Source organism: Thalassospira sp. HJ (assembly GCF_000948415.1).
Taxonomy (GTDB): domain Bacteria; phylum Pseudomonadota; class Alphaproteobacteria; order Rhodospirillales; family Thalassospiraceae; genus Thalassospira.
In genome coordinates this window covers 20,532-37,440 of sequence record NZ_JYII01000002.1, presented here as the reverse complement: position 1 = coordinate 37,440, position 16,909 = coordinate 20,532, and the positions used below count along the sequence as shown (strand labels likewise).

Sequence of the window (16,909 nt, the reverse complement as noted above, 5' to 3'; positions counted from 1 at the left end):
TCTCTGAAAACCAACTTTTCCGCTAGTCATTTCTTACAATCAAGTTGACGCCACGAATAAAGAATCCATTTTTTACTTATCTTATCTACTCATTGGTTTGCGTAATTGTGTTGAATATCATGTTATGGTCCTTTGACCTCTGAATATACCATGTGATATAATTGCGGTATCCTTCCTCTAAAGGCCACTGCGGCTCAAATCCTATTAAATTCCGAGCTTTATCATTGAGAAGTGTCCCCCTGAGTGGCGTTGCCTGGTTACGCTCTTTGACCTTAACTTCTATATTTGGGAAGTAATCCTTTAATATTTCTGTTAACTTAAGAACCCTCTGAGCATTTCCAAAAGTTATATTAAAAATTTCGCCGCGAGCGTTAGGATGCAGACCTGCTAACATAAGTCCCTGTATTAGATCTTGGATGTAAGTGAAATCTAGTTTCTCATCTTGATCTCCCAAAAACACTAACTCGCGACCTGCAAATGCGTTTTCGAGGAAAATCTGAGAGACGCGGCGACTGATACAGCGCTCTCCATATAGGGCTGATGGACGGACAACTGAAAAATTCAGGTCTGTATGTTGAGCTGTTTCATCAAGTATGCGCTCCCCTACGTGCTTTAACAGCGCGTACATACCAAATGGCCGACAGGTATCAGTTTCATCAACTGAATCCTTAGTGAAATTCCCATACACTGTTGACGAAGACAAATACACTAGGCGCGTCTCAGGTTTCGTTGAGAGCTCTGTGATGACATTAACAAACGGGATTAAACCGTTATCAATTGCACTTACAGGCTGGGAATTGGAACGTGAGGCATGAGAGACCGCTGCCAACAAATACACGACGTCAAAACCTTGGTCTAAAGTCTTTGCAATCGCGTAGCGGCTAGAAGCATCCAAGATTGATAATTTAATCTTCGCGGCCCTTAATAAAGACAATCTTTCATTTAGGAAGTCTTGATACACTCCAACATCTTTGGTCTCATCGGACTCAGTTGCCAAATTCAAAAGACTATTCACCCTGAATCCGTCGGCAACTGTCACGTCTGCGCCTTGCCTTTTCAACTCCAACGCAAGATTGTGACCGATAAACCCGGCTCCCCCAATTAAAAGAATTTTCTTGCCCGTTACGTTTACTGGAAGAGTATTCATTAAATAAGGCCCTTCAGAATGCTAGAAATGGTATCCATGTCAGTTTCGTTGAGGTGTGGTGCTACCGGGAATGCTATACAGTGGTCCGCGAAATCCACAGCGTTTGGATATTGTCCTGCATCATAACCATAACGCTCGGAATAGTACTTTAGCCGCGGTAAAGGATGAGGATAGTAGATACTTGTCTGAACACCTGCTTTTTTTAACTCATTGCTCAAGTGATTGCGATCATCTACAGAGAAGTTGTCAAGCTTCGCGATTAAACAATAGTAAGATCGATCATCCGTGATTTCGCCGCCCTTCACGGTTAAACCATCGATCCTCTCGAAATTAGAATGCAGAGTTGCATAATTTCTTTTTCGTTGATCGTGAAATTGGTCAAACTTTTTTAGTTGCGCAACCCCCATAGCTGCTGGCATTTCAGCCATGCGGTAGTTGAAGCCTAGCATTGTGACATCGTACAATCCGGCGATTGTGCGATCATTAAAGTTACGATCGACACCAAATGCTCGCTCCAAAGCTAATTCATCTCTAAGTGACTGACTGTTCATCACAACCATACCACCCTCACCGGTAGTCAGTTGCTTTACAGGGTGGAACGAAAAAGCACCTGCTTGGCCAAATGTCCCAACCGGTTGACCGTCTACTTTTGCGCCTAATGATATTGCACAATCTTCAACGACATATAGATCATGAGCAACAGCTAAAGCCATGATTTGTTTTATGTCACACGGAACGCCATTGAAATGCATTGCGGCGATGCCGATAGTTTTATCTGTGACATGAGCCTTCATTTGCTCAATATCAATATTCCCATCTTCTGCGTAACAATCGATAAAAACAGGCTTTAAACCAGCCAACTCAATTGCATGAGCAGTAGCGACGTGTGTCATAGCCGGACACAAAACTTCATGTTGTTTTTTTACTTCCGGCTCGATTGTTTTGGTCAAGGAATGGTGAGCTAGGTGCAGTCCGGCTGTACAGTTGGCCACACTGAGTGCATGGTCATATCCAAACTGCTGGCAAAAAGACTCTTCAAACTCTCGCGTCTTAGGGCCATGCACATAAATTCCTGACTCCATGACCTCCTGAACATTCTCTATTTCAGCAGCGTCAACTAACGGCTTTCCAAATGTAATCACATTTCACCTTTTATTTTAATGTCTTGTCCCAAGGGTCGCAGCAGGACTTCCCCCAACAATACTAAAGTCGGAAACATCTTTATTGACCAGCGAGTTAGCCCCCACAACTACGCCAGCACCTAATTTGACCCCCGGTAAAACAAAAGCCCCCCCACCAAGCCAACAATCATCACTTATGTGAATTGGATGATGAGAATACCCCTGCGATTTGATGGTTTGTCCTCGTGCTATATTGTGATTTGATGTTTGTAAATAGCAAAATCCCGCCATCAAAACATCCCTACCTATATGTACATCTGCCCCACAATTAAAAATTGAATTACAGCCAATATCTGCGTTTTCGCCAAAAGTTACTCTTGCTCCATTGGTAGCTACAATTCTGACATCTTTGTCTAAATTCACACCATGCTCTAAGATCAAAACGGCGCCTTTGGTGGCGCGCAAGTCAACTTGGTCTTTCAAGAACACATTACTACCGATAATAATTTTAGAAGACCTGTCCTTAACCAAAATCGGCAAAGCTCGTGCTGTGAAATTTTGGCCAACTTCAACTCCGCGTAGCTGTAACAACAACCGCACCCAGTAGGAGTATACTCGTAAAACCCAAGATGCGTTTAACAAGCTAATTATGGCTGTCATCACAAATAATCCTGTCCAACCACATCAAAACAGTTTGATTCTCAGCTTTGCAATACGCGTTAAACCCATCCATTTTCTCTGCTTCGACAACAAATATGTATACGTGCCCTTTGGCGTTCTGCACGAGCGCTGTATGGAACCCAAAATGCTTGAGCCGACGGTTAATTGACGGCGTAGCATAATACCCCCATTGTTTGCGCACAAAATCGAATTCAGAACCATTCTCGGTCAGAAATGTGACCTGCTCGTCCGATGAAAGAGTTATATCCGCTGTATGCGAAATTTCGATATCTTTTTTCGAGCCAACGATGAATGTACGCGGCTGTTCTTTTCGATCAATTTTCATCAATCCAAACCTTATCACCAAATAAGAAATTTGGTATTTGCCAGGTTCCTTTTCGTTTTTCCCAAATATTTAAATTTCGAAACTTTTCGGCAATTTCGAAAAATCTATTTCGCGTAATACAAGTATACTCGCAAAACATCTCAATTTCTTTGTGCGGCGTTTCGTCGCCTAGCGCTTTTAAATGTTCAATAGCTTCAGTCCGCGTCATCCGACCAGCTCGAATCTCCAGAGACAAATTATCCCAAGTCCGCGTAAAACCAAACTTGTACCATTTCAACCAATGATGGACTGACATTAAAAAGGCATCATCGACATCTGCGAAATCAAAAATACCAACCACTGCATCACTGGCAGCCTGAAATCCATGTTCACTGACAAATTTGGCGGTCAATTTCGGGTCCCAGCTAAAATATTGTCCTAGAAAAACCGCCCTGACGTTTTTAGCTCTTAATTCTGCTTCCTCTGGCCAGTGATAAGGGGCTAATTCGCTCATGCTAATATCATTACCCACCCAATCCTGGGCGGTCGTGCCGTGTGTGACACCATATTGCATTAGCCACGAACGGGTAATTTCCATACCTTTAAGCTTCTCATCATCACCACCATATTCCACAGCAGAGTTTTCCCCCCACAAAATTAGTGGAATGTTTTTCTCGATTGCCAATTGCATTGGCAATGCATGTATTGCCATATGCATGGGAATAACAGGTGAGCCAAAGCGCTCAAAAGCCTTCAGAGTAAACTTTCTCTCCAGCTTAGGATTTACAGAAAAATCCAGGTGATCAACTCCTAGGGAAATTAAATTATCAAGATTTTTCTGACCTAAGCCATTTCGAGCAGGCGTTCGCCAAGTCACACATATTGGTTTCAACCCATATTCTAAGGCTTTGACAACTTGCCAAGTACTATCTTTCCCACCGCTGACTGGAATAACACAGTCATAATTTCTTTTTTGCTCTTTAACCTCATCAACCAAATCTTGAAACATCGCTTCACGATTAACCCAATCCACTTTAGGTTTTTCATTTGAAGACATGCAGGCAGTGCAAATACCATCATCGTTAACAGTTAAGTTAGGACGCGAGTCAGGCAAAACGCATTTTTTACAGTATCTCAATTTACGCCTCCATGAAATCGACAGTGATTTTTGCATTAATTAAATTAAATAAGAATTTGCTGTCACTATTCAAACTCAAATCACGGCCAAGGAATTCTTCAACTTTTCCTCGATCTACCACATCATAAAAGGGGCTATCATCCAATATTACCTGCCTTAGATGATCAGACTTTATATCAGCAACTTCAAAAAGTGATGAATTGAACCCAATTTTACGGCGCTCGTATAATATCTGATCAGGCACAAGACCAGCCATCGCTTCACGTAAAATTGACTTCGCATAACCATCTTTGATTAATTCAGCATCCGGGATCGTCATGCTCATTTCCAAAAGTTCGCGAGATAAGAATGGAGATCTATTTTCAATTGAATACGCCATAGCATTTTTGTCATCTTCCGCTAGGATTACAGGCACCGCTTCATGAAATAATTCATTCAACATTCGGTTGCGCATCAATGATCCACAATAGATGGTTTCGACGAAGGGCTCATGCCATGCGTCGCGCAAAAAGTCTGCATAGTAGGTATTTTTGTAATAAACGTGTTCCCGAGCTCCAGGTGTTCTAAGATACTTGTCTGGATCTTGTAATAAGGGATTTCGCGTTTGAGGTTTTGTGTATTTCTCCCAATTCTCAAGAGCATGCGCTCTGGTCAAGGGTTCCTCAAAATTCGTTCCAAGGTATAGTAAATGATGATCATAATATCCCGTAAATAACTCATCAGCGCCTGTACCACTTATCGCAACTTTATAACCTCGATCACTAATAGCTTTGTGTAAAAAGTTTTGTGTGTAATACGAAATAGTCGAAACTGGACCATGACGGTTCTTAATCATAGCCTCAAGTGCAGGTAAAAAGTTTGTAGTTTGTAAAACTATTTTTTCGTTTTGAACGTCGAGTTCACGGGAAGATAAATCTACTAATTTTTGTTCATCGTAGCGCCCGTCTTTATTCATAATTGTAAAGCCGCAAACGTCCATCCCCAAGTGTTGGGATGCAATCGCTATTATGGAATTACTGTCAATCCCACCACTCATGCAAAAAGCCAGAGGCACATCTGCCCTCATACGCTTTGCAACACTACTTATGAGAGTTTCCCGGACCGATGCGACTAAGTCTGCGCGTTTTTGAGTTCTATCTGGCCTATAATCGGGGACTTTCCAGTAAGGCGATATGTTAATGCCGCGCGTCGACACCTCCATAACTTTATTTCCAGGCAGGCGCCGAACGTGTTCCACATAAGAATCATCTGTTTTATGGATTGATTTATATCCATTGACTAAATAACGCTTCAAGTGCTGCCAATTAGGTCGCGCTTTAATATTTGCTAATGTTAACGCACAGTCAATTTGAGATCCAAAAAAAACAGAATTATCGGGCCCTACAATATAATAAATTGGCTTTTCACCAAAGGGATCTGTCGCCAGTGTTAACTGCTCAGCCTTTGCATCCCAGACAGCGATGGCCCACATCCCGTCAAATTTGTTCAGCGCATCTTTACCCCAAGCAGCCCAAGCAATAGCCATCACTTCCGTATCGCCATTTGTCCGGAAGCTATATCCTAAATCTTCGAGCTCTGCCCTCAATTCCAGATAATTGTATATTTCACCATTATAAGAGAATACATAATGCTGGAAATGAAAGGGCTGCGCAGAACGAGGATCAAGGTCTAAAATTGACAATCGCGTGTGAACTAGACCAACCTTTACTGATGCATCCCTATTCTCATAGAGCCCGTTATCATCAGGGCCTCTTAACCGCATTTGCTTCAAGCACTTATAAAGACGATCTGTTGGAACTATATTATTACTTACATATCCAGCCACGCCGCACATTCGTTTAACCCTTGTTGAAATGACGTTCTGATAGCGGTTCACCCTTACTGATACTAACCGCTACACGCCTACACAAAACCGCATCTGGATTTTTTAGCGCGCTGGTATCAAGTGACCTTAGCCATGTCAAATCTGATGCCTGTATTACAGTCCCAACGGCAATATCCCTAGCTGCCACCGCGACTCTGCGAACGCCATGCATATCGCGATCCGGGCGAATATCTGACGGTTTTCCCAAATAGTCCATGACAGCACGACACTCTTGAACAAGCTTCGCCATTTCTTGTGGGTCAGCCGAAAGCTGATGATCACGAAAATCAGATTGATTTTTATCCAAGGTGAAATGTTTTTCTAGTACTCGAGCGCCCAATGTAACGGCGATTTTACAAGCTTCGATACCTAAAGTGTGGTCCGAATAACCAACGGTAATTCCGTTAAAATGATCATTTAACCATTTTATACGCCAAAGTTGTGCGTCAACTGGGCATGTTGGATATAGGCTAATGCAATGTAATAGGATCAACTCTGCAGGTGTAATCGCGGCGTTCAAAAAGAATTGATGTAGCTGAATTATTTCATCATGTGTCATTCCGCCTGTAGAGATTAAGGTTGGCTTTCCTCGCTGTGCGATTTCTTGCACCAAGTCACTGAATGTATTATCTCCAGAAGAGATTTTAAAAATCTTTTGTAATTTATCTAACCTATCCACAGCTTCTACATCAAAAGGTGTACTGAAGAATACTACACCTTTCTTGTCTGCCAATTCGGAAAGCTCGGCGAATTGCTCCCAATTTAAGCTAAATTTTCGCAGCTTTTCAATTCGGTCCACTTGATCAGAAGTTACAAGTTTCTGCGGCGTGATTGATTGAAATTTTACAGCATCTACCCCTGCCTCAGCAGCCGCTATTAGAAGTTCCTTAGCTCGAACAAAATCTCCTTCATGGTTGTTTCCAATTTCAGCAATAATAAAGGGTTGCATTTCTCTTGAAAAAGTGAATTTTGCTACTGTTTTCATAAAACTCTCTCACGATAAAAGTGGTAAACTTTTTTAGTATCCACGTTTCTAAAACCAGCTGAAGCGTATAGCTTTCGGGCAACATGATTGTCATGCTGCGTTCCTACTATAATCACTTGATTTTTTTTGATTGATTTTTGCAAATGCAACAATAGTTGTCGGCCGATCTTCTGACCGCGATAGCTAGGGTCAACAACAATCAGGTCAATTATTGTACGGCTAACGTATTTTCGTAATACGATAAACCCCGCAATATCTTTGCCTATCTGTGCCAAAAGAATTTGTCTATTTTCGTCTGGCGAAAGGATCCAATTAGTCTTAACCCTCACCGACCAATCAGAAGGAAGACGAGAGTCTGTTCTAAATCTATCTGTAACAAATAAGTCCGCAAAGCCAACCAGGGATGATCTTAACTCCTTACTTGAAGAGTAACGAAATTCAAGATCATTAACGGGTTTAACAGGTGTCAGCTTGTCCGGCTTCCAGCTAAAAGTGATCTGCTGGTTTATCTCGACAAACCCCATACTTTCGATAGCATCTATAGATTGAAAGTCGTTTTCATGTAATTTACAGGAGACAAACAATCTGTTGTTGCCAAACAAAACTTGATTCAAGTCTTCTTTGCCAGCTTCGCTCACGACAAAGCACGGAAAATCAAGACATTCACTTAACCACACGTCGGCTGTAGCACAAAAATTGGTCATTCGCGGCAAGCCAGTGTATCTACAGCAATAGAAGCGCGCATAATACTTTCGACATGCTCAAAATCAATATCTAAACTTGTATTATGTATAATTGCTGAAATAAATTCTGGCAATAAATCCCCTTTGTTACTGGATGGGAAAGGATCATTTTCTATCTCGCGCAGTACATTGGGTTCACTCCCAAAAAAGTATGTCGATACGCCGCAATCGTGGATAAAGCTGCCTTTTGTGCCATAAACTTTTATTTGGTGAAAATGGGCAGTTTGAGAACCAAAGTTAGCACTAATCTTACCTAATATTTCGTCACCGAACTTTCCAATGGAAAGTATATGATCATAAGGTCGGAATTTGGTCCCTAGCGTGACAGTTTTGTTCGCTAATGCCGCGTGTGGTAAAAAATTATATCCAGTTAACCACTTAAAAAAATCAAGAATATGTATGCCACCACCGTGCATTACAGAGTATTTTGGCGTCTGCGCTCGCCATCCATCAATTAATTTAGAGACTCTACCATAATCGTAACTGCCTTCGACCGCATAAATATCACCGAGTTTGCCAAGCTCGATATTCTTTTTGAGTTTCATAAACCTTAATTCTCGACGCAGTATGAAATTGGAAGAAACGTAGAGATTTTCTCCCCTAATTTTTGCATGTGCATATGCCTCACATATTTCATCTAACTCCATCTCAGTAAGGCACAAAGGTTTCTCGACAAACACATGCTTTCCTGCGTCCAATGCCATTACTATCTGCTTCGCGTGGTATTCATCGAAGCTCGCAATTGACACTACGTCTATTTCTGGGTCTAGAAGGATATCTTCCGCGTTAGTGGTTACATCGCTAATACCACTACGATCTGCAACATCAGCTAACTTTCTCGGGTTAATGTCACAAATACGGGTGACTGTTGCATAAGGGCTACCATTGAAACCATGTATATGCCTTTCTCCGACACCAAGGCCGACGACGCCAACTCTAAGCATTTTTGATACCACTCTTGTGAATTGCGATAATAGGAGTTCCAAATGACTTTGGACCTTCTGGATTGTTTATTATCCAATTCGAAATTGTTTGCAGATCTTCATAGGTATCAACAGCCCAAGTCTCCAACTTTGGTGTCTGAAGCTCAGAACATCTAAAGTTCAAAATATTGAAGTGATCAGAGTGAGAATAAAAACCTTGTGTAACATGCTCATGTGAAAACCCGTTCAAAGCAACATAATCAGGTGACAAGAATGTTCTTGTCCTTACAACCTCGACAGATTGCCCTTTGGGATAGCTGCGAGGAAAAACATTTGTTACAAGATCTACATACTGATTGCTAAACTGATTAAGTGCATGTTCAATTAATTCTGGTTGTAGAAATGGACTATCTCCACACACTCTGACGAACTGATCTATCCCAAACTTAGAAACTGCCCCCACAAAACGTTCATAGACGTTGTCCAGCGGGCCGCGATAGTATTGATAATTGTGTGTGTCAGCAAACTCAACAATGGGATCATCACTGGGTTCCGTTGAGGTAATAATCGCTACATTCTCTCTGCCGACGACACTTGCGCAACGATGAAAGAGATGATCAAGAATTCTTCGCCCACCAATTTCCATCAATACCTTGCCAGGTAGACGGTTAGAAGACATTCTGGCTTGAATCAATATCATGAGCATAACCGGAAAATTTAATCATCATTAGGGGTGAATCTATCGTATAGGTCAAAACTGTGTTCATCTTGCCTACAATTTCACATAATGATATTGAAGTTAAGTTTCGAATTATTGGTGGCAGGTTCTCTCGCGTAATTATTTTCGTAGTGTATAGTGTCACATTTTCCCAGACGAGTAGCTGTCTGATTTTTCGCATCCAAGTTGGTCCACTATTTTCAATTGCAATTTTCGCAATCTAGGATCCACGACTGTTTCCACATTTCCTGTATAAATTTCGTTCTCTAGTTTAATAGTCCCGCCAGCGTCTTCGCGTAATTGCAAAAAATATTCCAATATTGTGAGCGTGGAATAATTTTTGTTGGAAAACGTGTTAACTGTTGTTTTTGACGCTACTTCAGAGTTGTATGTTTTTATTTTCAACATCTTCAGCAATTCAAAGGGAAGGTTGAAGCTTGGAAATGATCTCCTGAATATAAAGAGTGGCTTGAAAAACCAAACTTTAAACAAAATAAAATAAAGGTACTTTAAAAAAAATCTTCGACCTGTATGAATTTCACGCATATTTTGATTTATATTTAGACCCGGCACAATATAAATACTACCTAAATTAGGATACACCCACTCCTGATATTGATGTCTACTAATATGAAACTTTCTGGTCATTTTCTCTATTTGAGAATGGGTTCCTTTTTTTAAATTAAATTTTGCACGTACAATGATCTTACCCTGTAGTGTGGGTATAGATCGGTTCACAATTTTCATTTCAGATTTCCAGATAGTCCTGACTTCCCCGTTTACATCGATAACATCTACACTTAGTAGGTTGTCTGAGATCGAATATCCGTATGCGCCTGCATTCATGACAAGCGCTCCGCCGATTGTCCCAGGAATGCCCTCTAATCCCTCAAAACCTTCAATACTGCGCATTGAAACATCACGTACAAAATCACTAACGGCCCTACCGCAACCAACAATGGCATGATTTTCATGGAAATCATATTCGGTTAGCATTGTCGTATAAACGAAGCACTGATAAATTTGGGACTCTAAAAATAAAATATTTGTCGTGCTTCCTATTATTTTAAAATCAATATTTTGATTTTTGAATTCTTGGATCAAATAGATCAATTTCTCAGATGTATTTGGAAATATCGCAATACGCACCTTAAGTCCTGTACGTGAATAGCTATATTTTCCTATTTCATAATCAATCTTATAGGGGATATCGTGCTTTTCACATAAAGCACCGGTTTTACTTTTCATATGCAATAACCTCTTCAAAGTTATTGTTTAATTTTGAAATGTTTAGTTTCGCACTTTGATTTAATTTATATTCTGCATCAGGATTATTATCTAAGAATTCCTTTAACCAATTTTCTATTTCTGATGTCTCCAAATCCTTAGGAATTAAATCTGAAAATATAATATTCCCATATAAATCCACATTAAAAAAATTATGGATATAAATATACCTATATATTGAATGTATCTCTGATTTTGTAAATGCAGTAAAGGCAAGCCAGCGGTCCAGTTTTTCCTGCAACTCGTCAGCGTCTTCTAGTATTTCAACAAACTTGTCTTGTTCTGAAAATTGAGAATTTTTCCCAACAAGGCTTAAATGCCCCAAATGCGCACATTCTGCTGCAACAGAACCATGTTGGGTGACACACAAAAAACTTGGGAATTTTTTACTTAGCTCTTTTACCGAAAGTTTTTCGCTTACAAATATCAGCTTATTATTTAGACTCGATCTCTTGACATACTCATCATCATCTTGCGCATCCCATTTGCGAAGCAGACTCCGGTAATACGAACGATCTTTTTCGGCATAATCTTTATTTTTCATCATTGCTGGATGCGGTTTCACAACAACATTCATATCTTTCGCTAAGAAAAACTCCAACAAGGACTCTTGGAACGTGTCGAGAGACGGATAAGGTCCTACACCGTACAAGTACTGAGCGTCACTCAATGTGGCCAGAAAAATCACAACTGTCGTTTTAGGTGCCTTCGGAGAACAGCTTAACGTAACGTTCAAGTCAACATCGACAGATTTCAGATAAGCATATTGAACAGTTCTATCCACCAACGAACTTAGTTTCTCCTTAGCCACTTGTATTTCTGCTTCCTCAATTGCTTGTCCTGCCTGTAAATTGAATTTTTCCTGTTTTCTCAGTGCCACTCCATCGAAACCTGAAAACAATCTAAAACCCTTATGATGCTTCGAATAACGAATTTCGATCATACCTCGTACTATGCAGTAACGTCTGAGAGTTTCTTCAATTCCCGTAGTTTCATGACAGAAGAAATATTTTGCTCCACCATCTTTTTTTATTTCTACCGCCAAGCGTCTAATATTTACTATAATGGAAAAATACGACGCCACTACAAACAAAAATAATTCAATATTTCTTCCTAAAGTTACTCTAGTTTTATTATTCCTCTGGTATGCACTTAATATGCAGTCACCGATTACAATTTCTTCTTTAGTCAAGGATAACAGAGAAAATATTAGACGTTTCCTATTCAGAGCAAATAGCGGGGCTATTTTTAAAGAAAATATAAACATTCTGAACAAATCTAAAACATTCAGAACGAAGTCAAAAAAACTGTTGAATTTAATTAATCTTTGAAATGAACCCCTTGTCCCAGCCACCGGACTTTGCCTAAATTCAAGAGATATTCCTTTATCTTTCGCTGCACCTAATACTGCATACTTCAAAAAATATGAAACGCCACTGTTAGGGGTCAGATCAACTACCGCATTAAGCATTTTTGCTCCATTTGTTAATTTTTCCATCGAACATTTCATAAACTTCATTACACATCTCGAGATTTGAATATCGATGTGTGATCATAACAATTGTTAAGTTCTCAGAAAATTTCGATATGGAGTCCAAAACTAATTTCTCGGTATTGGGATCTAATCCACTTGTCGCCTCATCTAAAACTAATAGCTTTGGGTTCTTGTATAAAGCTCGGGCAATTCCAATTCTCTGCTTCTGCCCACCTGAGAGTTTTGCCCCACCTTCACCAACGTTTTTATCGCGACTGTTATTTAGCAGCCCCTCATCAACAAGTGCCGCTCGAGCACAATGTTCGGCAAATTCCAAATCAATGTCATCCAAGCCAAGGCCAAATGCGATGTTTTCATAGATCGAAGCATCAACCAAAGTTACATCTTGTGGTACGTAACCAATCAGCTGACGCCATGCTCCCATGTTCGAGTCAGTTATTTCTACTCCATCAACGAGAATCTGACCGTCACTTGGGTGCAACAAACCCAAAACTAGATTTATTAACGTCGATTTTCCTGATCCAGTTTTCCCGACGACACCAATTCTAGAATTTGCTCCAACAATCAAATTGACATCATCTAATACATTTACATTCCGGTTAGCGTAACGAAAACTAAGGTTCTTTAATTGCAAATATTTGTTAAAATTGACCTTAATGCTATCAGATTTATCCTTGGCACGGGGAAAGTCCGGGGAAATTTCGCTCAAAGATTTAAATAAATTATCAAGTGCTACGCGACCATAACGCAAGCTTACAATACCGTTAAATATTGCTTGGATAGCAGGTTGTAGCTTGTATGCACTTAAAGCATAAGCACCGAGTATGGGAAAAATTGTGCCCGCTGCCTGTTCACCAGCCCCTAACCTGGAAATTAAAGTCACTATTGAAATTAAGATAATTCCCCCAAAAGCGACTAGCTCAACAATGTGTTTCGGTATTTGGTTAAATACGAACTGCAAAGCGACTGAGTTGGAAAACCTGTACGATTCTTCCTCAAATTTTTGAGTATAATAGTGTTCTAATCCACTAAATTTCAGGTATTTTATACTTGTGAACGCTTCCATAGTCACAGCGAAACGTCCCTTGTTTGCGCTAACAGTTTGCTCACCAAGTTCTTTTATTTTTTGTCTAATGCCTACATATAAGACTAAATACAGCAGACCAAACACACCAATTATTAGTCCCGTAACCAGAGGATTTATAAAAAATAAAAACGTTAGAACAAAAACTAACAAAAACACATAAGAAATCATATTTATGATAGGCCGGATTAGCTGCGCAACAATCCGGTCAACTTCTGACAAAATTGTTTTTGTCAAATCTGAAGTACTTGAATTTATGAAAAACTGATAATCATTTCTCAAGTACCCTGACAATAATTTCTTACTAAGAGAATGACGCCTCAATTCTATAAACTTAGTCGTTAAATATATTCCCACTGATTTAAGTGCAGTTGATAAGGCTATCATAGTGAATGAAGTTATGGCCAACACAGCTAATACTTCTGATGTTTTCTCAATCCCCACATTAAGCAAAAACTGCTTATAAATGAAAAGATATTTATTATCTTCCAATACTTGTGGATCATCCATGACTGAGATAATCGGAATGATAGAGGCTATTCCAACAATTTCAAATACACCAATCACAAACACTATAAACAAAACTGCATACAATGCTTTTCGCTCAGGACCATCTAAAATTTCATAAAGTTTTTTTAAAACTTGGAACATTGCTCTCTCAAATTTTTATTTTCAATGAAATATCAAAAATCCATACCCAGAATAGGCCTGAACATTTTACTGAAAAATTGGAAACCGTCTACATCTCCGACAAATACGAGAATAAATTAGGCGCGTATACAGACAACAACGATATTTAAACACCTTGATTTATCATTTTTGATCATTTTATTTATTAAAAATCAAAATCCCGTACTTAATATAATATTTACATTAATATTGCACCTTATTACTTATCTGAGGTAATTTATGAAGCACTTTCCTGCAACAGTAATAAATTCCAATAACACCGAATAGCTCCACGTATACTCGCAATGATTCTTTCCAGCCGCGTATGAATGCTAAAATACCATCGGTACTTTTACCACCAAGGCGCATATTTACTAAAATTTCACGGGCAAGCATCCCTGTCCGGTTGTCAATATGTATCAACTCCAGCTGCTGCTTCAGATCCGCTGCAATTTGTAACGTTGTATCAAAAAGACGTTTATTTTCAATGATGTGCTCACGCCTGATAAACACACCAGGGTGCGGTATCTGCAACTTTTTATGTTTTATGGTAGTAAAATTTTCTGGCATCCACGTTCTTGCACCTTTTTGATTCTCAGAGAAATATCTGATGCCACCATAGATAAAATCCGGTAGGCTTGAAGAAATTAAATCAACTTTCTGAAGCACATACTCGTCTGCGAAAAAATCATCTGAATTCAAAAACACAATATATTCGCCGTTAGCCTTTAATATTCCTTTGTTCATAGCATCGTAAAGACCATTATCTTTCTCTGACACAAACGCTATCTTGTTGTCTTTGTGTGCATCGACAATTTTTCCAGTATTATCCGAAGATAGACCATCTACAATTAAATGCTCATAATCCTTAAAGGATTGTTTTTTAACAGATTGAATCGTTTCTGCTATTGTCTTTTCAGAATTATAACAAACGGTTATTACGCTAAATTTTGTCATTATATTTCGTTGCTCAACATAAAAGATGCTTCTATTAGAATCACGATCAACAAATCCTCTCCCTAAATTCGTCTTATAGGCATCGAAAAGTGGAGATGGCGATAGAAATCCGTCGAAATTGGTTCATTCTGACGCTAGTTAAACGACCAATCCGTAAAAACCGAAGTTGAGCCAGACGGCTCATCCCATGATGCAAACTCCCGGCGGTAGGCGGACAGGCCACAATTAATGGGGGAACCGCGTGCGATCGATACCCGATATGTTCTTAGTCCAGCTTAAGGTGTTTTTTCGCCCCAAACCTGTGGCCCCATTAATGCTTTAATTAGCTGCGGCAAGGGCGTGGCTTGCTCCACGTCGATCAAAACCGATGACAGTGGATTTAGCTCTGAGTTTGTGCGCGACTGCACGGCCAATGAAGTGGGAAATGCTCTCACCGAGATTAACGCCAATATCTCTATGAGTATCGCCCATTTTAAAGCATGTTAGTTCATTCACTACTTGCATCCGAGGGGCAATGCCGTGCTTCACCCACAAGTCCCGCCTCTTCTTCGAGCGCTTCAATCTCAGCCTGTAACACTTCAAACTCTTGGCGTTTGCGTTCAATAAAACTGTGTGTGAGCAGAGATTTTTCGCGAATACCCTTAGGGGTCAAAAGGTATGCATACTGACCTTTGCGTGGGCTCTTCTTAAAATTACCAAGCTTCACAAAGCCTTTTTCAACTAATGCCGTGAGCACGTAGTAAGCTGAGCCATTGGAAATACCCACTTCATCAGCAACCTGTCGCGTAGACATTTCAGGGTTCTGCGATATCAGCCGCATCACCCTCAAACGGATCTCCTCCTGGTGCTCTTCGCGACGGCTAGCCATGCTTTCCCTCAACCATAGCTACCGCACTGAGCCTCGCGCTGCCTGCACGCTCAAATGATGAGATATCACAATGTAGGTCAAGAATTCTCATGAATGTTCAAAGATGACTAATAGATCAAACCCGTTGAGAGATCAACCTGAAAACATTAAGAAGTGACTAATTTTGATGTGTGCACAAATTTTACAGGGAGGATAAAAATATGTTATATTTCTGTAAGTTAGTTGGTTTTTGATTGCTGCCTTATGCTTGACTCGGATGCAGGTAAGATCGCCCTCCATAAGATAAGATCAGTTTACCGCGCCCCATACTTTTGTTACAACTGCTCAATAATGAACGATATACAATGAAGAATTACGATAATGAACCATTGGTATTTGATACAGTTCAAACCCAATAGCCATCGGCTTGCTGAACGCAACCTGAACCGTCAGGGATTCGAGACTTTCCTTCCCATGCAGAGAATCACACGAAAGAGAGCCACCCGCTTTGTTAGCGACCTAAAACCTCTCTTCCCTGGATACATGTTCGTTAGCGTCGATACGGAGCAGGCACCATGGCGTAAAATCAATAGCACAATTGGGGTGTCCAGGCTTGTAAGCTTTGAAGACAAACCAAAGCCACTTCCGCAACAACTGGTATCAGAATTGATGCTCAGATGCGATGCGTTCGGTACAATCTTACCTCCTAAATGCTTGAACGCGGGGGACAGCGTAGAACTGCGGACTGGACCGTTTGCGAACTTTGTTGCAACCGTTGACGCTATCGAACCACAGCAACGCATTTGGGTGCTCATAGACTTCATGGGCCAACAAACACGTATGCAGGTTTCTACAGATCAGCTGCAATTGGCTAAGTAGCACGTGTCCTCTAAACTCTTAGCGATGGACACAGAAAACTCGCGATCCAGTTTGTTCGGCCTGATCC

The 16,909-nt window shown here is 40.3% G+C and carries 16 protein-coding genes; 1 reads left to right on the top strand and 15 read right to left on the bottom strand.

Translation table 11 applies throughout. The features are described 5' to 3' along the window. Nucleotides 1-85: 85 nt before the first annotated feature. From UF64_RS00275 to UF64_RS00210, 15 genes are all read right to left on the bottom strand, one after another. Complete coding sequence (locus UF64_RS00275) at nt 86-1,147, bottom strand: NAD(P)-dependent oxidoreductase (protein ID WP_044826624.1); 1,062 nt, start codon at nt 1,145-1,147, stop codon at nt 86-88. After that, nucleotides 1,147-2,289 (bottom strand): DegT/DnrJ/EryC1/StrS aminotransferase family protein, encoded by a 1,143-nt coding sequence (locus tag UF64_RS00270; RefSeq protein WP_044826623.1) that lies wholly within the window; start codon nt 2,287-2,289, stop codon nt 1,147-1,149. The genes UF64_RS00275 and UF64_RS00270 overlap by 1 nt, the downstream gene beginning before the upstream one ends. Nucleotides 2,290-2,304: 15 nt before the next feature. Continuing rightward, a complete protein-coding gene (locus tag UF64_RS21115) occupies nt 2,305-2,928 on the bottom strand; it encodes a DapH/DapD/GlmU-related protein (RefSeq protein ID WP_082049369.1) in 624 nt (207 codons plus the stop codon). Continuing rightward, a complete protein-coding gene (locus UF64_RS00265; RefSeq protein ID WP_044826622.1) occupies nt 2,912-3,274 on the bottom strand; it encodes a hypothetical protein in 363 nt (120 codons plus the stop codon). Before UF64_RS00265 ends, UF64_RS21115 begins: the two co-directional genes overlap by 17 nt. After that, on the bottom strand, nt 3,264-4,427 hold the full coding sequence (locus UF64_RS00260) for an N-acetyl sugar amidotransferase (RefSeq protein WP_082049365.1): 1,164 nt from the start codon (nt 4,425-4,427) through the stop codon (nt 3,264-3,266). The genes UF64_RS00265 and UF64_RS00260 overlap by 11 nt, the downstream gene beginning before the upstream one ends. Then, on the bottom strand, nt 4,393-6,216 hold the full coding sequence (asnB, locus tag UF64_RS00255) for an asparagine synthase (glutamine-hydrolyzing) (protein WP_161794582.1): 1,824 nt from the start codon (nt 6,214-6,216) through the stop codon (nt 4,393-4,395). Before asnB ends, UF64_RS00260 begins: the two co-directional genes overlap by 35 nt. Nucleotides 6,217-6,229: 13 nt before the next feature. After that, nucleotides 6,230-7,240, bottom strand: a complete 1,011-nt coding sequence (locus tag UF64_RS00250; RefSeq protein WP_044826619.1) for an N-acetylneuraminate synthase family protein — start codon at nt 7,238-7,240, stop codon at nt 6,230-6,232. Beyond that, nucleotides 7,237-7,878, bottom strand: coding sequence for an N-acetyltransferase (locus UF64_RS00245; RefSeq protein ID WP_161794581.1), 642 nt, complete (start codon nt 7,876-7,878; stop codon nt 7,237-7,239). The genes UF64_RS00250 and UF64_RS00245 overlap by 4 nt, the downstream gene beginning before the upstream one ends. Before the next feature lie 62 nt (nt 7,879-7,940). Then, nucleotides 7,941-8,927, bottom strand: coding sequence for a Gfo/Idh/MocA family protein (locus UF64_RS00240; protein WP_044826617.1), 987 nt, complete (start codon nt 8,925-8,927; stop codon nt 7,941-7,943). Beyond that, nucleotides 8,920-9,606 (bottom strand): cytidylyltransferase domain-containing protein, encoded by a 687-nt coding sequence (locus tag UF64_RS00235; RefSeq protein ID WP_161794580.1) that lies wholly within the window; start codon nt 9,604-9,606, stop codon nt 8,920-8,922. Before UF64_RS00235 ends, UF64_RS00240 begins: the two co-directional genes overlap by 8 nt. A gap of 159 nt (nt 9,607-9,765) precedes the next feature. Beyond that, the gene (locus UF64_RS19550; protein WP_052657387.1) at nt 9,766-10,872 is read right to left on the bottom strand and encodes an FAD-binding protein; all 1,107 of its coding nucleotides are present in this window, start codon (nt 10,870-10,872) and stop codon (nt 9,766-9,768) included. Continuing rightward, nucleotides 10,862-12,409 (bottom strand): hypothetical protein, encoded by a 1,548-nt coding sequence (locus UF64_RS00225; protein WP_152630564.1) that lies wholly within the window; start codon nt 12,407-12,409, stop codon nt 10,862-10,864. The genes UF64_RS19550 and UF64_RS00225 overlap by 11 nt, the downstream gene beginning before the upstream one ends. Continuing rightward, nucleotides 12,375-14,141, bottom strand: a complete 1,767-nt coding sequence (locus UF64_RS00220) for an ABC transporter ATP-binding protein (protein ID WP_044826614.1) — start codon at nt 14,139-14,141, stop codon at nt 12,375-12,377. Before UF64_RS00220 ends, UF64_RS00225 begins: the two co-directional genes overlap by 35 nt. A 222-nt stretch (nt 14,142-14,363) precedes the next feature. After that, on the bottom strand, nt 14,364-15,116 hold the full coding sequence (locus UF64_RS00215) for a glycosyltransferase family 2 protein (protein ID WP_044826613.1): 753 nt from the start codon (nt 15,114-15,116) through the stop codon (nt 14,364-14,366). 487 nt (nt 15,117-15,603) lie between these two features. After that, nucleotides 15,604-15,984 (bottom strand): MarR family EPS-associated transcriptional regulator, encoded by a 381-nt coding sequence (locus UF64_RS00210; RefSeq protein WP_044826612.1) that lies wholly within the window; start codon nt 15,982-15,984, stop codon nt 15,604-15,606. 360 nt (nt 15,985-16,344) lie between these two features. Here UF64_RS00210 and UF64_RS21125 point away from each other — a divergent pair, with 360 nt between their 5' ends. Further along, entirely contained in the window at nt 16,345-16,842 is a 498-nt protein-coding gene (locus UF64_RS21125; RefSeq protein WP_044826611.1) for a transcription termination/antitermination protein NusG, read from the top strand. Nucleotides 16,843-16,909: the final 67 nt, after the last annotated feature.